Origin of the sequence: Sphingobacterium paucimobilis HER1398 (assembly GCF_000416985.1) — a bacterium.
Classification (GTDB): Bacteria; Bacteroidota; Bacteroidia; order Sphingobacteriales; family Sphingobacteriaceae; genus Sphingobacterium; species Sphingobacterium paucimobilis.
The window spans coordinates 855,146-871,555 of the sequence record NZ_ATDL01000015.1; the positions used below are offsets into that span (position 1 = coordinate 855,146).

Here is a 16,410-nt window from a genome sequence, read left to right on the forward strand (position 1 = left end):
AAAAATTACTATGGGTATATAAAAATCTCAAAGAGACTTCATAAAAACAGACTAATTTTCTCAAAACGAACAATAAAAAATGAAGTCATTAAATACTTTCACTGAATAGTTAACATTAGTCACTAAAAAAAGTGATATATATCACTTTTTTTAGTGACTAATGTTATTAATTTAACTCTGCCGAACAGTTTAGTTTTGTTTTGTAAATTTTGAGCTACAAAAAGAGTTTACTTCAAGAGCAAACAGTTGTCACAACAACATTCAATCAAAATTGAACAAACAAAAAAAACCTCAGATTTTAGGCCGAGGTTCAAATCAAATGAAACAATAAATGATCAACTTATCTTAAGGCAAAAAGAGAATATACTTCCTACCCCATACTCACTCGCCACAATGATCTCTCCGCCCTGTGCCTCAATAAACTCTTTGCTTATACTCAGCCCCAAACCAGTTCCTTCTTTTTTAGAACCGGGTACTCTAAAATAACGGTAAAAAATTTTATCCATATACTCTGGTAGTATCCCCTGTCCGGTGTCCCTTACCGAAAACCATACTTTTTCCTCTTTACTATAGACATGAATATAGACAATCGACTCATCGTGCGAATAGCGCAACGCGTTGGACAACAAATTTGTCAACACCCAAGCTGTTTTCTCTGAATCTGCCCTCACTGTGGTAACTACCGGATCAATGGCCACATCCATCTTTATATGTCGTTGCTCCATCACTACCCGATTGGCCTCAACCGCATATTCGACAATAGGCCTAACCTCAGCCAAAGCAACATTCATCTGTATAGCGCCACTTTCGACCTGCGCCATATTCAACAGTTCACCCGTGATATCCAATAAACGCTGTAAATCGTCCTTAATTCCCGACACCAGATTCGTCTGTTCGTCATTCAATTCACCGACCTGTCTATTCTCCAATAGTTGGACTCCTAATTTTATAGAGGCAATCGGAGTTTTAAATTCATGGGATACTGTTCCGATAAAATTAGTCTTCGCCAGATCCATCTCTTTAAAGGCCGTAACATTCTTCAACAGAATCACCCGCCCTATAAACTGTTCCTGACTTTCTCCCGTTGGAACAATACCTATATCGACCAACTCTTGCTCAAAGTAGCTTTCCTTACTATCCGCATATATCTTTAGCACCTTATTATTCCCTGAGCGCTCTTGCTCTTTGTCCCAATCACGATAGACATCGCGCAATAAATCATTATGCAACGCCAGATCCCGGATCGATACTCCGATCAGCTCTTCCTTTTTCATACCTATTACTTTACAGGCCTGCTCATTCGCAAACAAAACGTATTCTTGTTCGTCTGTCCCGATAACCGGATCATGCATGCGTTCGATCAGCGTTTCTATACGCTTCTTACTTTTCAGTAATTTATCCAGTTTACTGTCGGCATACTCTTCCAGTTTCTCGGCCATCGTATTAAAGGAATCAGCCAGCTCACCAAACTCACGATGTCCTGAAAAGAATACACGCTTCTTATAGTTTTGATTAGCTATCTCCTTGATACTTTCAGAGAGTTCCGTAATCGGATTAGCAATAGAAGAAGGAAGATTGACCAACAAAACAAAAGCAATCAGAAAACACAGTCCTCCTGTAATGGATATAATAACGATAGCGTGATGAGCAGTATCGCCCGCTACATCACTTTTCCGCTGTATAGCTTCCATATTAAGACGCATTAAACCGGTAATATCAGTACGAATAGTCGCAAGCAACAAAATGTCATCCGGTTTTTTCTCCAACGCCTGTAGGTGTTCCAAAATCAATTGGGTCGCTTCTTTCTCTCCCACCTCCGTCATATTAAGCAGCTGCTTATCTAGATTTTCTTTAAAAAGGCTCACAGCAACCGGATCTGTGTCCAGCTCATCCAACACGGCCAACATGTTATTGGCATATAGCAGGGTATTATAATTCGCCACCAATATATTGTTCGTATCTCTTTTCAACTGATTGACATACCAACCGCTAACCGCAGCAAGTAATACAATAAGAAAGAACAACAATCCTACTCCAAAGGTGATTTTTGTTTTTATGTTCATCTTCATACCATTCGTTATTCAATCAACGCCCCTCTTTAGCTCAACACCACTAAATCTATATGCTCTTTAGACAGTTTGTTCAATAAGGTATTGAACGTATCTGTAGCTAGAATAATCCGGAACAGACTTATACGAGGTTTTCCTATACATACCGTCGTTATCTTCCTCTCTTCACATTGAGAAAGAATAGCCTGTGTGATACCGTTACTTTTTATTTTTATGATTTCCGCTCCCAATTCCGTTGCCAACTTAAAATTATTGATAAGATAGCGCTGCTTATCGAGCGCTATTTTGTCCACCCCTTCTTTTGCAGTCTGTACATATAGCACATACCATACCGCATTATAATAATTTGCCAATCGCGCCGTTTTACGGATGATGGTCCGGGCTATTTTTTCATTCGAACTGATACAGGCCAGAAGACGTTCTTTTCTTAACGTACGCAACGGAGCGACTTCCGTTTCGACTTTACGTTGTACCTGTGAAGCTACCTCCTTGAGCGCCAGCTCCCGCAACTGCAGGATATGATCACTTTTAAAAAAATTGATTAAGGCCGTATTTACCTTATTTTGATCATAGATTTTTCCTGCTTTCAACCGATCAATTAACTCTTCCGCAGTAAGGTCAATATTAACCACTTCATCGGCCAAAGCTACGACACTATCCGGTATGCGCTCTCTGACTTCTACACCTGTAATAGCACGTACCTCATCATTAAGACTCTCGATATGCTGAATATTCACCGCACTGATCACATTGATTCCTGCAGTAAGGATGTCCATTACATCCTGCCATCTCTTTTCATTGGCGCTTCCCTCCATATTAGTATGCGCCAGTTCATCAACGATCACTACCTCAGGACGTACCGACAAGATCGCTTGCAGATCCATTTCTTCCAACTCCTTGCCTTTGTAAAACATACGCTTACGCGGGATGACAGGCAGTCCCTCCAGAAGCGCATGAGTCTCTTTACGAAAGTGCGTTTCTATATATCCGATTTTGATATCGATCCCATTCTTCAGCAGACCATGAGCTTCCTGCAGCATTCTATAGGTTTTGCCCACACCCGCACTCATTCCTATATAGAGTTTAAATTTGCCTCTTCTCGATTTTTTAATCAGATCTAAAAATTGTTCAGCCCGTTTATTTTCTTCCATATCGCTACAAGATTAAAAGAATGCATTAAAACCTGACAGCCAAGGCAGTCAGCGCACTCCAGTGCTGCCTGCCCCGCAGCACCAGATCTTTAACCTCTGTCCTCCAGACCAGATTGGGCAATATTTGATAATCCACATTGACCGATGTCCCAAAAGATTCCATGCCTTTAGAATCCTCTGTCGAAATGATTACCCCATGACGGTCTTTGTAATACTCCGTCCGCCCAGCGATCGCCATTTTATCATGGAATTTATACTGTACAATCAAAGCTCCTGTATACCATTGATAATACGTATTACTCCCTTTACTTTCCTGCTGTGCCCCCACATCGAAGCCTGCCGTAAAGTTAATTTTTTCACTCCATTGATATTGCCCATACAGATTATGAAAATAACGCATCTGTCGGGTACTGTCCGGTTGATCATTGCCGACAAAAGAACTGCTATTCAGTATCAAACGATCAGATGGTCGATAGATCAATTGATGTCCAAATGCAGGTGTTGTATTTCCATCTATTCGCTGTATCCGTTGCCAGCCATTGAGTGCCAATAAAGCCATCTGCCATTTTTCATTACGTGTTTGATAAGACAGCTTAGCTCCCGTTTCAAAATAAGGAGAATTCTCAGCCATTATACTCCTCGTCAATGTTGGACAATTCACCCCTTCAGCACTTTCGGCACCGATATGAGAAGGGAGCACCCCTAGATCCAGCCACAGTTCGTGTGCTTTGGAAAGGCGAACGCCAATATGACCTTCATAGATATTTTTCAGCACACCAGGTTCTGCCGCATAATTGGCACTCATATAAGACCCCACTCCGAGCGCTAAATCAGCCCGCACACCTTCTGACCTATAAGATACCTTCACCATTCCCAGATTTAAACTTACCTCATTATTCCTATTATGGCTATATATAAAGTTAGGCCTTTGATTCGATTTAGCAGCAGCAAAATCATGCTGATAATATATTTCAGCATACCCTCCGATCCGCATCTCCCTATTATCCTGAGCCATAGACAGACTACAGCAAAACATTGTTCCCATCAAAACAGCAATACTCTTCATCTTCTATATCCCTTAAAATGAGCTATCCAAACGGTCCAAAGCCAAATTAAGCATCAGTACGTTTACTTTTTCTGGCCCTAATAAGCCTAAAAGAGGCTGCTCGACATGATCACCGATGAGTGCCAGGAGCTGTGCCTCCTTCAAATTGCGCTGTTGCGCTATTCTCGCTACTTGTACACGCGCTGCTGCTACAGAAATATGAGGATCGAGACCGCTACCACTGGCAGTGACTAAATCTACAGGGATATCTGAAACGCTCACACCAGGATTCTGTTGTGAAAAATCAGCAATACGTTGCTCTACGGTAGTAAGATATGCTTCTTCATTGGGACCTTTATTGCTAGCTCCTGATCCAGCTGCATTGTAATCTACAGCCGAGGGTCTAGACCAGAAATACTTCGCCTCTTTGAAAGACTGTCCAATATTTTTATAATAGGTTTTTCCCTCCTGTACAACGACAGCTCCTTTTCCTTTACCATTAGACAATTGACCTATCCCCCATAGTAATACCGGATAGGCTACAACAAACAAGACGAGCAGAGCGAGCGTCAATTTTATAGCGGGTAATATATTTGTTTTCATATGTGTATTATTTGTTTAAATCTTTACACCGTAAAAGTTAAAAGAATAGCGAAAGAACTATATCAATAAGCTTAATCCCAACAAAAGGAACCAATACTCCTCCAAGTCCATATATCAATAGATTTCTCCGCAACAATGCACTCGCTCCGATAGGCTTATAGGCCACTCCTTTTAAAGCCAATGGAATCAGAATAGGAATCACTAACGCATTAAAAATAACAGCTGCGAGTATAGCACTTTCTGGACTATGCAGACGCATAATATTGAGTCCCTGCAAAGCAGGAATCGCTGCAACAAACAAAGCGGGGATAATAGCAAAATATTTAGCCACATCATTAGCAATACTAAACGTAGTCAGGGTACCTCGAGTCATCAACAACTGTTTTCCAATCTCCACGACCTCGATAAGTTTGGTCGGGTCGTTATCCAGATCAACCATATTACCAGCTTCTTTGGCAGCTTGAGTACCACTATTCATCGCCACCCCCACATCAGCCTGTGCCAGCGCTGGAGCATCGTTTGTACCATCCCCCATCATCGCGACCAATCGACCCGCCATCTGTTCATTTTTTATATAGTTCATCTTATCCTCAGGCTTCGCCTCCGCTATAAAATCATCTACACCGGCCTTTTCAGCGATATACCGGGCTGTCAGTGGGTTGTCCCCTGTGACCATCACCGTCTTAATGCCCATTTTACGCAGCCGCTCAAATCGCTCTTGTATCCCCGTCTTAATAATATCCTGTAACTCGATCACGCCGAGGGGAGTACTATTTTCCGTAACCACCAGTGGAGTTCCACCATTTTCCGCAATTGTTTTTACGCGCTCCAGTACATCCAAAGGAAATACATGACCAGCGGCTTCCACCTGAGCACGCATTGCATCTGTTGCACCTTTACGTATTTTTCTGCTGTCGACATCCACCCCCGAGCTGCGGGTTTCTGCTGTAAATTGAATAAAATTCAGTTGGGACAAGCGATATTCAAACACAGGCACATCACCTTTCAGATAGGTAACACGCTCCTTATCCATCAAGATCCTCGCCTGCTCCGTAAATGCAGCCAATTCCACGATGGATTTTCCTTCGGGAGTTTCATCATTTACTGAACTCAACAAGGCTGCTTCTATCAAAGCAGCACTACTGCCACCGTCGACAGGATAAAAATGAGTTGCCTTCCTATTGCCGATAGTTATCGTCCCTGTTTTATCCAACAATAACACATCGATATCACCTGCAGTCTCTACAGCCCTACCACTCTTCGTAATTACATTAGCTTTCAATGCCCGATCCATTCCGGCAATACCGATCGCTGACAGCAACCCTCCAATCGTAGTAGGAATTAGACACACGAAAAGCGCAATAAACGATGCAATAGTAATAGGTACATTCGCATAGTCTGCAAAAGGTTTTAATGTAACCGTCACTAAAATAAACACGAGCGTAAATCCAGCCAACAGAATAGTCAACGCTATTTCATTCGGTGTCTTTTGACGACTTGCACCTTCTACCAAGGCAATCATTTTATCTAGAAAGCTCTCCCCGGGCTGCACTGTCACCCGCACTATGATACGATCCGACAATACTTTGGTGCCTCCCGTCACGGAACTTTTATCTCCACCAGCCTCCCGGATTACAGGGGCCGACTCCCCGGTAATAGCACTTTCGTCAATGGTAGCCAGCCCTTCGACAATCTCTCCATCGGATGGAATCACATCACCCGCCACGCAGTAGAACAGATCTCCTCTACGTAATGTCGAAGACGAAACCTCGCTCCCATCAGCTAACTTTGCTGGTGTATCTTCACGCGTCTTCCGCAAACTATCCGCCTGAGCCTTACCTCGTGCCTCTGCTATTGCTTCTGCAAAATTTGCAAACAGCAAAGTCAGCAACAGTACGACAAATACGACAAAGTTATATACCAGACTGCCTTGCCCCTGTTCACCAAAAGCAATCCAGATACAGACCAACAACATAATAAGTGTTCCCAGTTCGACCGTAAACATAATAGGATTACGGTACATATGCGCAGGGCTTAGCTTTATGAAAGATTGCTTAACCGCATCTTTTATCATAGTTCCTTGAAACAAGGATTTATTAGTTTCCATGAGAATAGTATTAATAATTAACGTATTGAAAAGTATTCAGCAAGTGGTCCTAAAGTCAAAGCAGGGAAGAACGCCAATGCTGCAACAATCATGATAACTGTAAAAATCATCATACCAAATGTGGCTGTATCGGTTTTTAAAGTCCCTTCTCCTTCGGGGATAAATTTCTTTTCGGCCATCAATCCGGCAATAGCCACAGGTCCAATAATAGGTAAGAACCGGCTCAGGATCAAAACAATCCCTGTACTGATATTCCACCACAACGTATTATCTCCTAAACCTTCAAAACCGCTCCCATTATTAGCTGAAGCAGAAGTATATTCATACAGCATCTCACTAAAACCATGGAATCCGGTATTATTCAATGTATCTGCAGTCAACGCCGGAAACGCTGTAGATAAAGCCGTACCGACCAGGATAAGGAAAGGGTGTATCAGTGCTATGACCATCGCAATCTTCATTTCACGGGCCTCTACTTTTTTACCAAAAAGCTCGGGCGTACGCCCCACCATCAAACCACTGATAAATACCGCCAATATGACGAAAATGAAGAAGTTTAAAATACCGACACCTACTCCGCCATAAAAACTATTAATCATCATCGCCAACAGCTCATTCATACCGGACAAAGGCATAGTACTATCATGCATACTATTGACCGATCCAGTGGAAATCACCGTAGTAGCTATGCTCCAAAAACCTGACGCTGCTGCTCCAATACGCATTTCTTTTCCTTCCATAGCCCCTAGATCAGTATTGACTCCCATTTCTGATATCGCTGGGTTACCTTTCATCTCCATATACATATTAGGAATGACCAGCATCAGAAAACCAAAGGTCATCACCGAAAACATCATCCATGAGAAGCGTACTCTCTTGGTAAAATATCCAAAGGCAAACAACATGGCTAGCGGAATAATCATCTGTGCCATCATCTCCAGCATATTGGTTAGGTACGTCGGATTTTCAAAGGGGTGTGCCCCATTTGTGCCAAAGAAACCTCCACCATTGGTCCCAACGTGTTTTATCGCAACAAACCCAGCTACGGGTCCACGGGAAACCTCAACGGTCTGCCCTTCCAATGTCTGCATCGTATCCTTTCCTTCAAAAGTCATCGGTGTACCTTGAAAAATAAGCACCACCGCTACTAGAAGTGATATCGGCAATAGTATGCGTGTACACGACAACACAAAATAGTTGTAAAAATTACCCAATGTCGTTACAGTCTTCTCGCGAAAAGCCCGGAATACAATCACTGCTGATGCCAATCCAGTTGCTGCACTGACAAATTGCAAAAACATCAACCACAACTGTGCGAGATAACTCACTCCAGTCTCTCCAGAATAGTGTTGTAGATTACAATTAACCACAAAAGATATAGTCGTATTAAAAGCTAAATCCGCAGACATACTCGGATTACCATCTGGGTTGAGCGGCAGAAAACCCTGAGTCATCAGCAAGAGCATCCCGATGATAAACCAAACCATATTAATGGTCAGCATAGCGATCATTTGTTGCCTCCATCCCATCTCTTTGGAGGGATCAATGCCACTGAACTTAAAAAAGAGCTTTTCCAACGGCCCCACTACCTTATCCAACAAGGTTCTTTCGCCACTATATACGCCCGCAATATACTTTCCCAAAGGAATTGCAAGAATGACTGTTAGCAGAAATAGAATGACGACACTTAGAATTTCGGTGTTCATATATAAATCAGTATTTAAATCGTTAAAATTTTTCGGGATTGAGTAATACGTAGGCGATATAAGCAAACACTGCAATCGCTGCAATAAATAGGATGATCATCGTTTTGATTTTTGAATTAAGTTCTCGGCAGTCTGCCGTTGATAAATATGCTGCAACTGTACAGGAATACCTGCATAGAGAGACTCCCATTGTCCTTGCTGACACTGTCTTTTTAATCCTTCAAAGGAGCGAACGACTAGATTCTCAATCAGGTAGCGTATGTACCGATTTCCGCTACGGTGTAAACGGGCCAAAAATTGAAGGTGGGCTAATACCTCTGGAAGCCTATTATGATGCAATAGGTTTCTTAAAAAGTTAACTACAGCCTGCAACACACCTGCGAGATTCCGTTTACGTGACAACTGCTGTATTTCTTCTTCTATTTCTTTACAATCGCCCGCCAAATAATGTGCGATATTTTCTTCATCGATCTTTTTCATTGCCATTAGTTTTCTAAAATGACTTTCAAATATTCCTTTCTAAGCTCTTTGGGAAGCAGGTTCATATGCAGCTTAAGACTTGCTGGACATTCTTCTTGTACCAGCTCACATAAAAACTCGTTTTCAATCGCATTTTTAGTATACCTATTACCACTCTGATACAAGACATTAACCACTTTAGCGATATCTTCCACCCACAGAAGATCTTCCTCCGTCCCCAGATGAATTCTATTGATACAAGAACAGGCCAATTGATGCAGTAGCTCATAATCAGATGCGGTCTCTATGCCCCCCTGGATTCCTGGAATCCACTGTTGCAAAGTATTTTTGATTTTGGTTTCCATTTCTAGTTTCTGTTATTAGATTTTATCAAAAAAAGAGACTGATTTAAATAGCAGTGCAAAACAGATAAGTCCCAGTACTAATAAAATAATTGACATCATATTTTCTATTTGTTTTTATAGCCTAATGCCAAAGCTCATTCCAAGGACGAACAAAAACACACAAACAACTGTAATACAACAAGAAACAATATCCATAAATAATAAAGGCACAAAAAAAGCCTATCAAAATGATAGGCTCTTTCTCAAAATGAGTCAATTTGTTCTTGATCGGTACTATGGTTTGTACTCTTCTATTTTTCGGTACAGTGTTGCTACACCGATTTCCAGCAAACGTGCTGCTTCTGCTTTATTACCACCGGTATGTTGCAATACTTTGTGTATATGTACACGTTCCATTTCGGACAGCGACATAGCAGATGCCGTCGTTACCTTTATTCCTTCACCTTGCATATCTAAAGGTAGTGTCCCCACTTCCAGGGTATCCCCATCAGACAAAATAACACTACGTTCGATCACATTCTTCAGCTCCCTGATATTACCTTTCCACTCGTTATGCTGTAATGCGAAAAGGTATTCATCCGTTATGTACAGTGGCTTCTTCCCAGCTTTTAATGAAAAATCCTGCGTATAGTGAAGTGCTAAGTCTTTGATATCTTCCTTTCGCTCCCTCAACGCCGGCAGATAAATAGCAAAAACAGACAGCCGATAAAAAAGATCACTGCGAAAAGCTTCCTTCGCTATCTCTTCTTCGAGATTCCTATTCGTCGCCGCAATAATACGGACATCTACTTTAGTAGGCTTAGAATCTCCAACTTTAAGAAATTCACCTGTCTCCAGCACACGGAGTATTTTGGCCTGTAATTCGAGCGCCATTTCTCCTATCTCGTCCAGGAATATAGTGCCTTTATGTGCCTCCTCAAATAAGCCTTTCTGATCTTTATTTGCACCCGTAAAAGCACCTGCCCGATGTCCAAAGAGCTCGTTCTCCAATAGTTCCCTACTGAAGGCAGAACAGTTGATCGCTACAAAACTCGCTTTCGAACGGTTACTTTCCTGATGTATAGATTGCGCAAAAACCTCCTTTCCCGTACCCGTCTCTCCAGTCAACAACACCGTCGTGTCTGTTCTCGCAACTTTTTTAGCCAATTCAATAGTCCGTTGTAATACTTTTGATTTACCAACGATTTTTTCAAAGGCATACTTTTTCACTAACCGATTTTCCAGTTGATTGACCTTCTTAGCTAGAGAAGCCTTATCATAAGCTTTGTATAGAAGTGGAATTATTTTGTTGTTATCGTCTCCTTTTGTAATATAGTCGAATGCACCGTTCTTTATAGCCTGTACACCATCCGGTATATTACCATAAGCGGTCAATAATATAACTTCTACATAGGGATGCTTATCTTTTATGAGTTTTACAGTATCGACACCGCTTCCATCAGGTAGCTTTACATCGCAGATCACGACATCGATATCAATCAAGTCCAACCGTTTTAATCCCGATTTGATATCATCGGCCTGAAAAACTTCAAAACCTTCCAGACCAATGATTTTGGCCATCAGCTGTCTCAGCTTATCTTCATCGTCAATTATGAGTACTCTATTCACGTGTTATAGCTATAGTATATGCGAAGCTATAAAATTCTTGCTAGCTTTTAAAGATTCCGGCGTACAAACCAGTGCTGATGCACAAAGTAGTAGAATAAGCCTCCACTAAAATACGCCAGTACATCACCCCAATCCGCCGTATTGTAATCCGTGAGATGAGGCATAATACCTTCAAAAACAATAGCAGTCAGCAAGGAGTAACAAAGTATATGTAATAAGGGAAATGCGAAAGGTTTTCCTTGGTTGAAAAGCATACAACCTAAGACCAGAGCAAAATGTACAACTACAGGCACAAAAACAAAATCGGTCAACCAGCTATTTACAAAAGGAATCGGAGCCCCTGCCTGTCTCGAGAACCGGACCAAAAACCAACAACCCCAATATAAAATATAAAGCGGGTCAGCCAGCTCCCGCACTAATGTGCAAAAGAGATGGCTATTAACATAGCGATAGCTCCGCATACCATTAACGTCATAAACATTACAAATCCCAAACGCTTACCAAACTTCTTTGTTGGAGAATCGTCGGGTTTGATATCCATTATTGTTTGTTTAATTTCCTGGTAAGTTGACTTAATCCAGCCTTCTTTTTTACCACTCATAGCTTTGCTTATTTTCTACAAAGGTACTTAAAGTTTTTAGTTTTAGAACAATTGTTCTAAATTTGAACAATGAATACCAAAGATAGAATCTTACAAGCTGCGCTAGCCCTCTATAATCAGGAAGGTATACGGAGCGTAACAACACGCCATATCGCTATTGCAATGGGAATCAGTCCGGGTAATCTTCATTACCATTTTAAGCATACCGAAGATATTATACAGGCACTTTTTGGACAGCTTACCACAGCCTACGATCAGATTGTACAAGATATAACACAGCACAGTATACAAACTGTTGAAGAACTGCAGCAGTATATCGACTCATCGTTTCATTTAATTGAGACTTATCGTTTTATATTTATAAATTTTGTAGAATTAGCGAGCTGGATTCCCAGTATACGCGAGGCCTATCAACAGTTGGTTTCTAAACGCGAGAAGGAGTTTTCACACCTCTTTAACAATCTAGCGCACAACGGCGTATTCCGCACAGATATTTCTAGTACCCTACAAAATAGACTTGTACGCCAGCTCTTCTTGATTTCCGACTTTTGGATATCCGCCAACGAACTCACCGATCAGCTACGTGGCGAAGAAGCACTTGCTGTATATCGAGAAGATGTTCTTTCTATCTTCGTTCCGTATTTAAACTAAGGAAAAGAAAAATTAAAAAGCCATTATAAGAGCACGAATACTCCTATAATGGCTTTCTTAGCTTTTAAAGATTAACGTATTAGTTTAGCAATTGCTCCAACTTCGCAGACAATTCCTTTCCCCGTAGATTTTTACCCAATATCTTACCATCCGGGCCTATAAGAAAATTCTGAGGAACTGCACGCACACCATATAGTAGTGCTGCTTCATTTTTCCAAAACTTCAAATCGCTCACATTGGTCCAAGTGAGTTTATCTTCTTCTATGGCTTTCAACCAATTTTCCTTTTTTCCGTTTTGATCCAAAGAGACCCCGAGCACCGTAAAGTTCTTGTTCTTAAACTTCTCATAAGCGGCCACCACATGTGGATTCTCTCCTCTACATGGACCGCACCACGATGCCCAAAAATCCAGAAGAACATATTGACCACGAAAGTCCGACAAACTTACTGGCTTATCATTGACGTCATTCTGCGTAAAATCGGGAGCCTGTGCTCCTATGCGGGTGGCATGCAATACCTGAATCTGCTTTGCAACCTGCTCTCCCTTTGTAGACTCTCCTATTTTAGCCTCTAGACGAGAATGGAGCTGCAGAAGCTCTTCACTATCTCTATTCGCTTTCACCAGTTCCTGTAGCGCTACCAGACTGAAATAGGAACCATTATTCTCGGAAACAAAACGAGCTAACTGGTCTATACGCTGATAAGAGGCATCTATCCCTGCTTTACGGATACGGATAAGATCTTCTCCATTTCGCCCTTCACTCTTACTCACCTGCGAATAGGCCCGATTGAGACTATCAATTTGCCGATCGAGATCGGCTGTACTCGCACGGTACTTCAGGTATTCTTGCTGAATAGTTGTCCCCTCTACGATAAAATCTTCCAAGGACACCCCATTCGTGATGCGTGTTGTTCCTCCGTCCACATAAAACGCAGTTCGTTTTGCTTCTTGCATACGTGGGGCATAGAACTGATCCTTCCGAACCAAATAAAGTGTGACCAATGTAGGTTCGTCCACACTTCCTTTAAAACTAAATTTTCTATGCTTAACTAAGGTCGAATCGAGCTGCTCCTGCCCTCCCTGCTTATATACTTTATAAACCTTCTCATACGCCGCACCTTTCTTCAGTTGTCCCTTTATCGTGTACCCCGACTGCGCCATAACCGCAGACAGTCCAAGAAAAAAAGAACAGCCCAATCCCACAGCTTTCTTTACATTATTCTTTTTCATCGATTTATTTTTTACCTGTTACTGCCCACTTCGACTTATAATACCAACGTGACGGGCATTTTTCCAACACTTCTCTTATTCTGGCAGCCTGATCCAGCGTTATCGAATTTTTACGGCTCGACCCAGCCATAACATTAAATGTGGTAAACATGCGCTCTTCAAAATATTCTCTCTTGTAAAGGCCAAACTCCATACCTATATATACATCCGTATCCGGGCAATAATCGGTATCTCCGTCAAAAAGCTCATATTCATTCTTTCCTGTGCTCGAATTATATTTAAGTTTGGCTTCCATTTGAAACAGCCCTAAATGATAGCCCATCACTGTGGACAAATCAAATGAATTGTTTGCATTGTTGCTGTCCCATTGCGAGGGGTTAAAAAACTCACTCACACTGAATATGATACTCACATCCGTTACATCCTTTATTTCTTTCTCGTCCCATGCTGGCACCTCTCTCGCAGGTATTCCAGGTATAGCTTTCTGCCCTTTCAATATCATGGTAGGCATAGGCGCTATGTAAGAAGAGCTACCTGACTGAGACCAGTTATCGGCAAACTTACATAGATAGATGTTTAGATATTGTGTTGGGTTCCAAAGCTCTTTACCAATCGCGGTCTTATATCCTGCTAAGTTCATATTTTCTGCCACATTGACCCGGCGTAATCCACGCTCCTGTAAGAGATTCCCTTTAGGGTCATATTTGGCCAATACAAACTTGATTTTCGCGTTGCCACCGTTAGGATCCTTAGATGCCATCTTATTATATACCCGGTTGATGTAATCCACTTTCTCTTGTAATATAGCCGAGGATGCCTCATAGGTAGGACGTACAGTAGCTGGAGGGATCATCAGATGGAACATCAATGGAATCTCCAGTTCCTCCCAAGCTGCAGAGATTTCGTCTTTACGTATTGTTATGGTCAGTTTATCTGAAGTTATCGCCCCACCTTTTGCATAAAACTGTTGTGTCACCGCCTCCCCTGCTTCTGGTTTATACCGATTGTTCGCTAACAATCTACCGTCTGCAAAATATACTTTCACAAAATCAGGTGATATCCGATCCTTGGGTATCAAAAAAGTATCCAACACACTTTCTTCTGAATACACTATTTCTTTTCCAATCGTCTCCTTTTTTAACTTCAAAACCTCCTTAATACCATAAGCCAAATAGCGAAACTCCATTTCAGCCGTACCATCAGCAAGGACAGTCTTATGGTCGGACACCAATTCTATAATTTTTATTTCCTCATCCTGTATAGGATTCTCAAATGTTGCAAATTCATCAGGCTTACACGATTGCGCAAACAAAGAGACCAGCCCTATTAAGTACACTATATTTTTAAAACTCTGTTTCATGATATCTAAATGTATTACCACCCTGGATTTTGTTCGATATTATTATAATTCAATTCTGAGGCCTCTGGTATTGGCATCGTATAGCGATAATCATTTGCATCCAACATATACGTCTCCCTACCAATTCCCCTATCCCCTGCTGCGTCTCTCTGTACCTGCATCCTATTCCTTTTCATATCGATCCACCGCATATCCATCTCAGCGACCAACTCTTTACGGCGTTCTTTGCGTAAAATATCCAAAAAATCCTGATCATTGATTGCTACATCAACAGCTGATCTATTTTTGATAAAAGCAACTAACCTTTGCTTGGCTTCCGCTTTCTTTCCATTCATCCACTCCGCCTCGATGTGCATCAAGTGTACATCAGCAACCCGAAACAGCACTTGATAATCCTCTACAGAAAATATTTTAAATTCATACTTATTAAAGTTGTTTTTAACATCGAAAAAAGCTTCTTTACGGATATCACTTGGAGTATATAAACTCAACAATTCAGGACTCGGCATCATTCGTGTAGATCCTACTCCCCAGAGAGACGACGTATTGCTTCTTGGAGTAATCGACCAGCCAATAGTCAAAAAGTTAAATGGGTTTTCCTTAAAATAACCAACATTTGCGGGCTTCAACGAAGCACTGATCTCTGTTGCAGATGTTTCCAAAGGATATTTCGATGTGATTTCATTACTATACTTTTCTACTTCTTGCCAATCCAAATCTTCTTTAGCAACGGTCGCAGACTTGTACATATGCACCTGTGCCAAGATATGGTGTATGATATTCGGATTATGGAAGACGTTCCAATTCGATTTGTAGCCCGCTAAAGTCAGTGCTTTATGCAGATCTTTAATAATGATTTGATATACTTCTTTTTGTGTACGTCTCGGTATATCTCGAAATTCATTCAGATCAAGATTTAAAGGAATACCCAGATTTTCCTGATCTAATGGTGCAAAATACTGTTGCAACTTAAAGGAAAAATAAGCTCTTAAGACCAAGGCCTCTCCGATTACCATAGCATACTCTGCCTCATCTTTAAAACGCTCTGCTTCTGTTATCACCGATGTCAGATAACCGATATGTAAATACAGCTGGTACCATGCCCTATTTGCGGTACTAAATCCCTTCCAATCTTTATTCTCAAAATACTCAGGTTCATACTTCTTCGAATAGCTATTGCTCAATACCGTCATCATATCTGCATCATCCGAATAAAATAAGAAACCTGCCATTAAATCTCGATTATAAGGCCAAGCAATCTTTCTTCCATTGTAACTGACCTGAAAGCTTTCTTTCACGATCATCGAACTCAGGTAGGACGACATCATCAACTTCACCTCAGGCATACCATTGACGACAAGGGTATCCTTCGGTTTCAATTCCAAATATTTGTCACAGGAAGTAAAAAGCGTCAACAGCGCTACCACGAGTATATGTATATTCTTCATTGTTCT

15 protein-coding genes are annotated in these 16,410 nt (G+C 41.4%); 1 reads left to right on the top strand and 14 read right to left on the bottom strand.

Annotation, left to right across the window (positions count from 1 at the left end):
• Nucleotides 1-335: 335 nt before the first annotated feature.
• The 11 genes from M472_RS36270 to M472_RS36315 form a co-directional block, all read right to left on the bottom strand.
• Complete coding sequence (locus tag M472_RS36270; protein WP_021070878.1) at nucleotides 336-2,069, bottom strand: ATP-binding protein; 1,734 nt, start codon at nucleotides 2,067-2,069, stop codon at nucleotides 336-338.
• A 29-nt stretch (nucleotides 2,070-2,098) separates the two neighbouring features.
• Nucleotides 2,099-3,220, bottom strand: coding sequence for a histidine kinase (locus M472_RS36275; RefSeq protein ID WP_021070879.1), 1,122 nt, complete (start codon nucleotides 3,218-3,220; stop codon nucleotides 2,099-2,101).
• A 25-nt stretch (nucleotides 3,221-3,245) separates the two neighbouring features.
• Nucleotides 3,246-4,286 (bottom strand): porin, encoded by a 1,041-nt coding sequence (locus M472_RS36280; RefSeq protein ID WP_031301814.1) that lies wholly within the window; start codon nucleotides 4,284-4,286, stop codon nucleotides 3,246-3,248.
• Between the two features lie 12 nt (nucleotides 4,287-4,298).
• A complete protein-coding gene (gene kdpC / locus M472_RS36285; protein ID WP_021070881.1) occupies nucleotides 4,299-4,868 on the bottom strand; it encodes a K(+)-transporting ATPase subunit C in 570 nt (189 codons plus the stop codon).
• A 37-nt stretch (nucleotides 4,869-4,905) separates the two neighbouring features.
• Entirely contained in the window at nucleotides 4,906-6,975 is a 2,070-nt protein-coding gene (kdpB, locus tag M472_RS36290) for a potassium-transporting ATPase subunit KdpB (RefSeq protein WP_021070882.1), read from the bottom strand.
• 17 nt (nucleotides 6,976-6,992) lie between these two features.
• Nucleotides 6,993-8,681 carry a potassium-transporting ATPase subunit KdpA gene (gene kdpA, locus M472_RS36295; RefSeq protein ID WP_021070883.1) on the bottom strand — a complete coding sequence of 563 codons (1,689 nt, stop codon included), beginning with the start codon at nucleotides 8,679-8,681 and terminating at the stop codon, nucleotides 6,993-6,995.
• A 22-nt stretch (nucleotides 8,682-8,703) separates the two neighbouring features.
• The gene (locus M472_RS45995) at nucleotides 8,704-8,781 is read right to left on the bottom strand and encodes a potassium-transporting ATPase subunit F (protein ID WP_144062745.1); all 78 of its coding nucleotides are present in this window, start codon (nucleotides 8,779-8,781) and stop codon (nucleotides 8,704-8,706) included.
• Complete coding sequence (locus tag M472_RS45795) at nucleotides 8,778-9,161, bottom strand: DUF7674 family protein (protein ID WP_144062732.1); 384 nt, start codon at nucleotides 9,159-9,161, stop codon at nucleotides 8,778-8,780. The genes M472_RS45995 and M472_RS45795 overlap by 4 nt, the downstream gene beginning before the upstream one ends.
• A gap of 5 nt (nucleotides 9,162-9,166) precedes the next feature.
• Complete coding sequence (locus M472_RS36305) at nucleotides 9,167-9,505, bottom strand: DUF7674 family protein (RefSeq protein ID WP_021070885.1); 339 nt, start codon at nucleotides 9,503-9,505, stop codon at nucleotides 9,167-9,169.
• A gap of 273 nt (nucleotides 9,506-9,778) precedes the next feature.
• Nucleotides 9,779-11,113 carry a sigma-54-dependent transcriptional regulator gene (locus M472_RS36310; RefSeq protein WP_021070886.1) on the bottom strand — a complete coding sequence of 445 codons (1,335 nt, stop codon included), beginning with the start codon at nucleotides 11,111-11,113 and terminating at the stop codon, nucleotides 9,779-9,781.
• Nucleotides 11,114-11,160: 47 nt separating this feature from the next.
• On the bottom strand, nucleotides 11,161-11,574 hold the full coding sequence (locus tag M472_RS36315) for a hypothetical protein (protein WP_144062733.1): 414 nt from the start codon (nucleotides 11,572-11,574) through the stop codon (nucleotides 11,161-11,163).
• A 209-nt stretch (nucleotides 11,575-11,783) separates the two neighbouring features.
• On the opposite strand from M472_RS36315, the gene M472_RS44600 reads away from it, so the two are divergent.
• Nucleotides 11,784-12,365 (top strand): TetR/AcrR family transcriptional regulator, encoded by a 582-nt coding sequence (locus tag M472_RS44600; protein WP_021070889.1) that lies wholly within the window; start codon nucleotides 11,784-11,786, stop codon nucleotides 12,363-12,365.
• A 79-nt stretch (nucleotides 12,366-12,444) separates the two neighbouring features.
• Here M472_RS44600 and M472_RS36325 read toward each other — a convergent pair whose 3' ends face one another.
• The 3 genes from M472_RS36325 to M472_RS36335 are packed head-to-tail and all read right to left on the bottom strand — an operon-like array spanning nucleotide 12,445 to nucleotide 16,404.
• Nucleotides 12,445-13,596: a TlpA disulfide reductase family protein gene (locus tag M472_RS36325; protein ID WP_021070890.1), complete on the bottom strand. Its 1,152-nt coding sequence runs from the start codon at nucleotides 13,594-13,596 to the stop codon at nucleotides 12,445-12,447.
• 4 nt (nucleotides 13,597-13,600) lie between these two features.
• Nucleotides 13,601-14,956 (bottom strand): hypothetical protein, encoded by a 1,356-nt coding sequence (locus tag M472_RS36330; RefSeq protein ID WP_021070891.1) that lies wholly within the window; start codon nucleotides 14,954-14,956, stop codon nucleotides 13,601-13,603.
• A 14-nt stretch (nucleotides 14,957-14,970) separates the two neighbouring features.
• On the bottom strand, nucleotides 14,971-16,404 hold the full coding sequence (locus tag M472_RS36335) for a RagB/SusD family nutrient uptake outer membrane protein (protein WP_021070892.1): 1,434 nt from the start codon (nucleotides 16,402-16,404) through the stop codon (nucleotides 14,971-14,973).
• Between the last annotated feature and the right edge of the window lie 6 nt (nucleotides 16,405-16,410).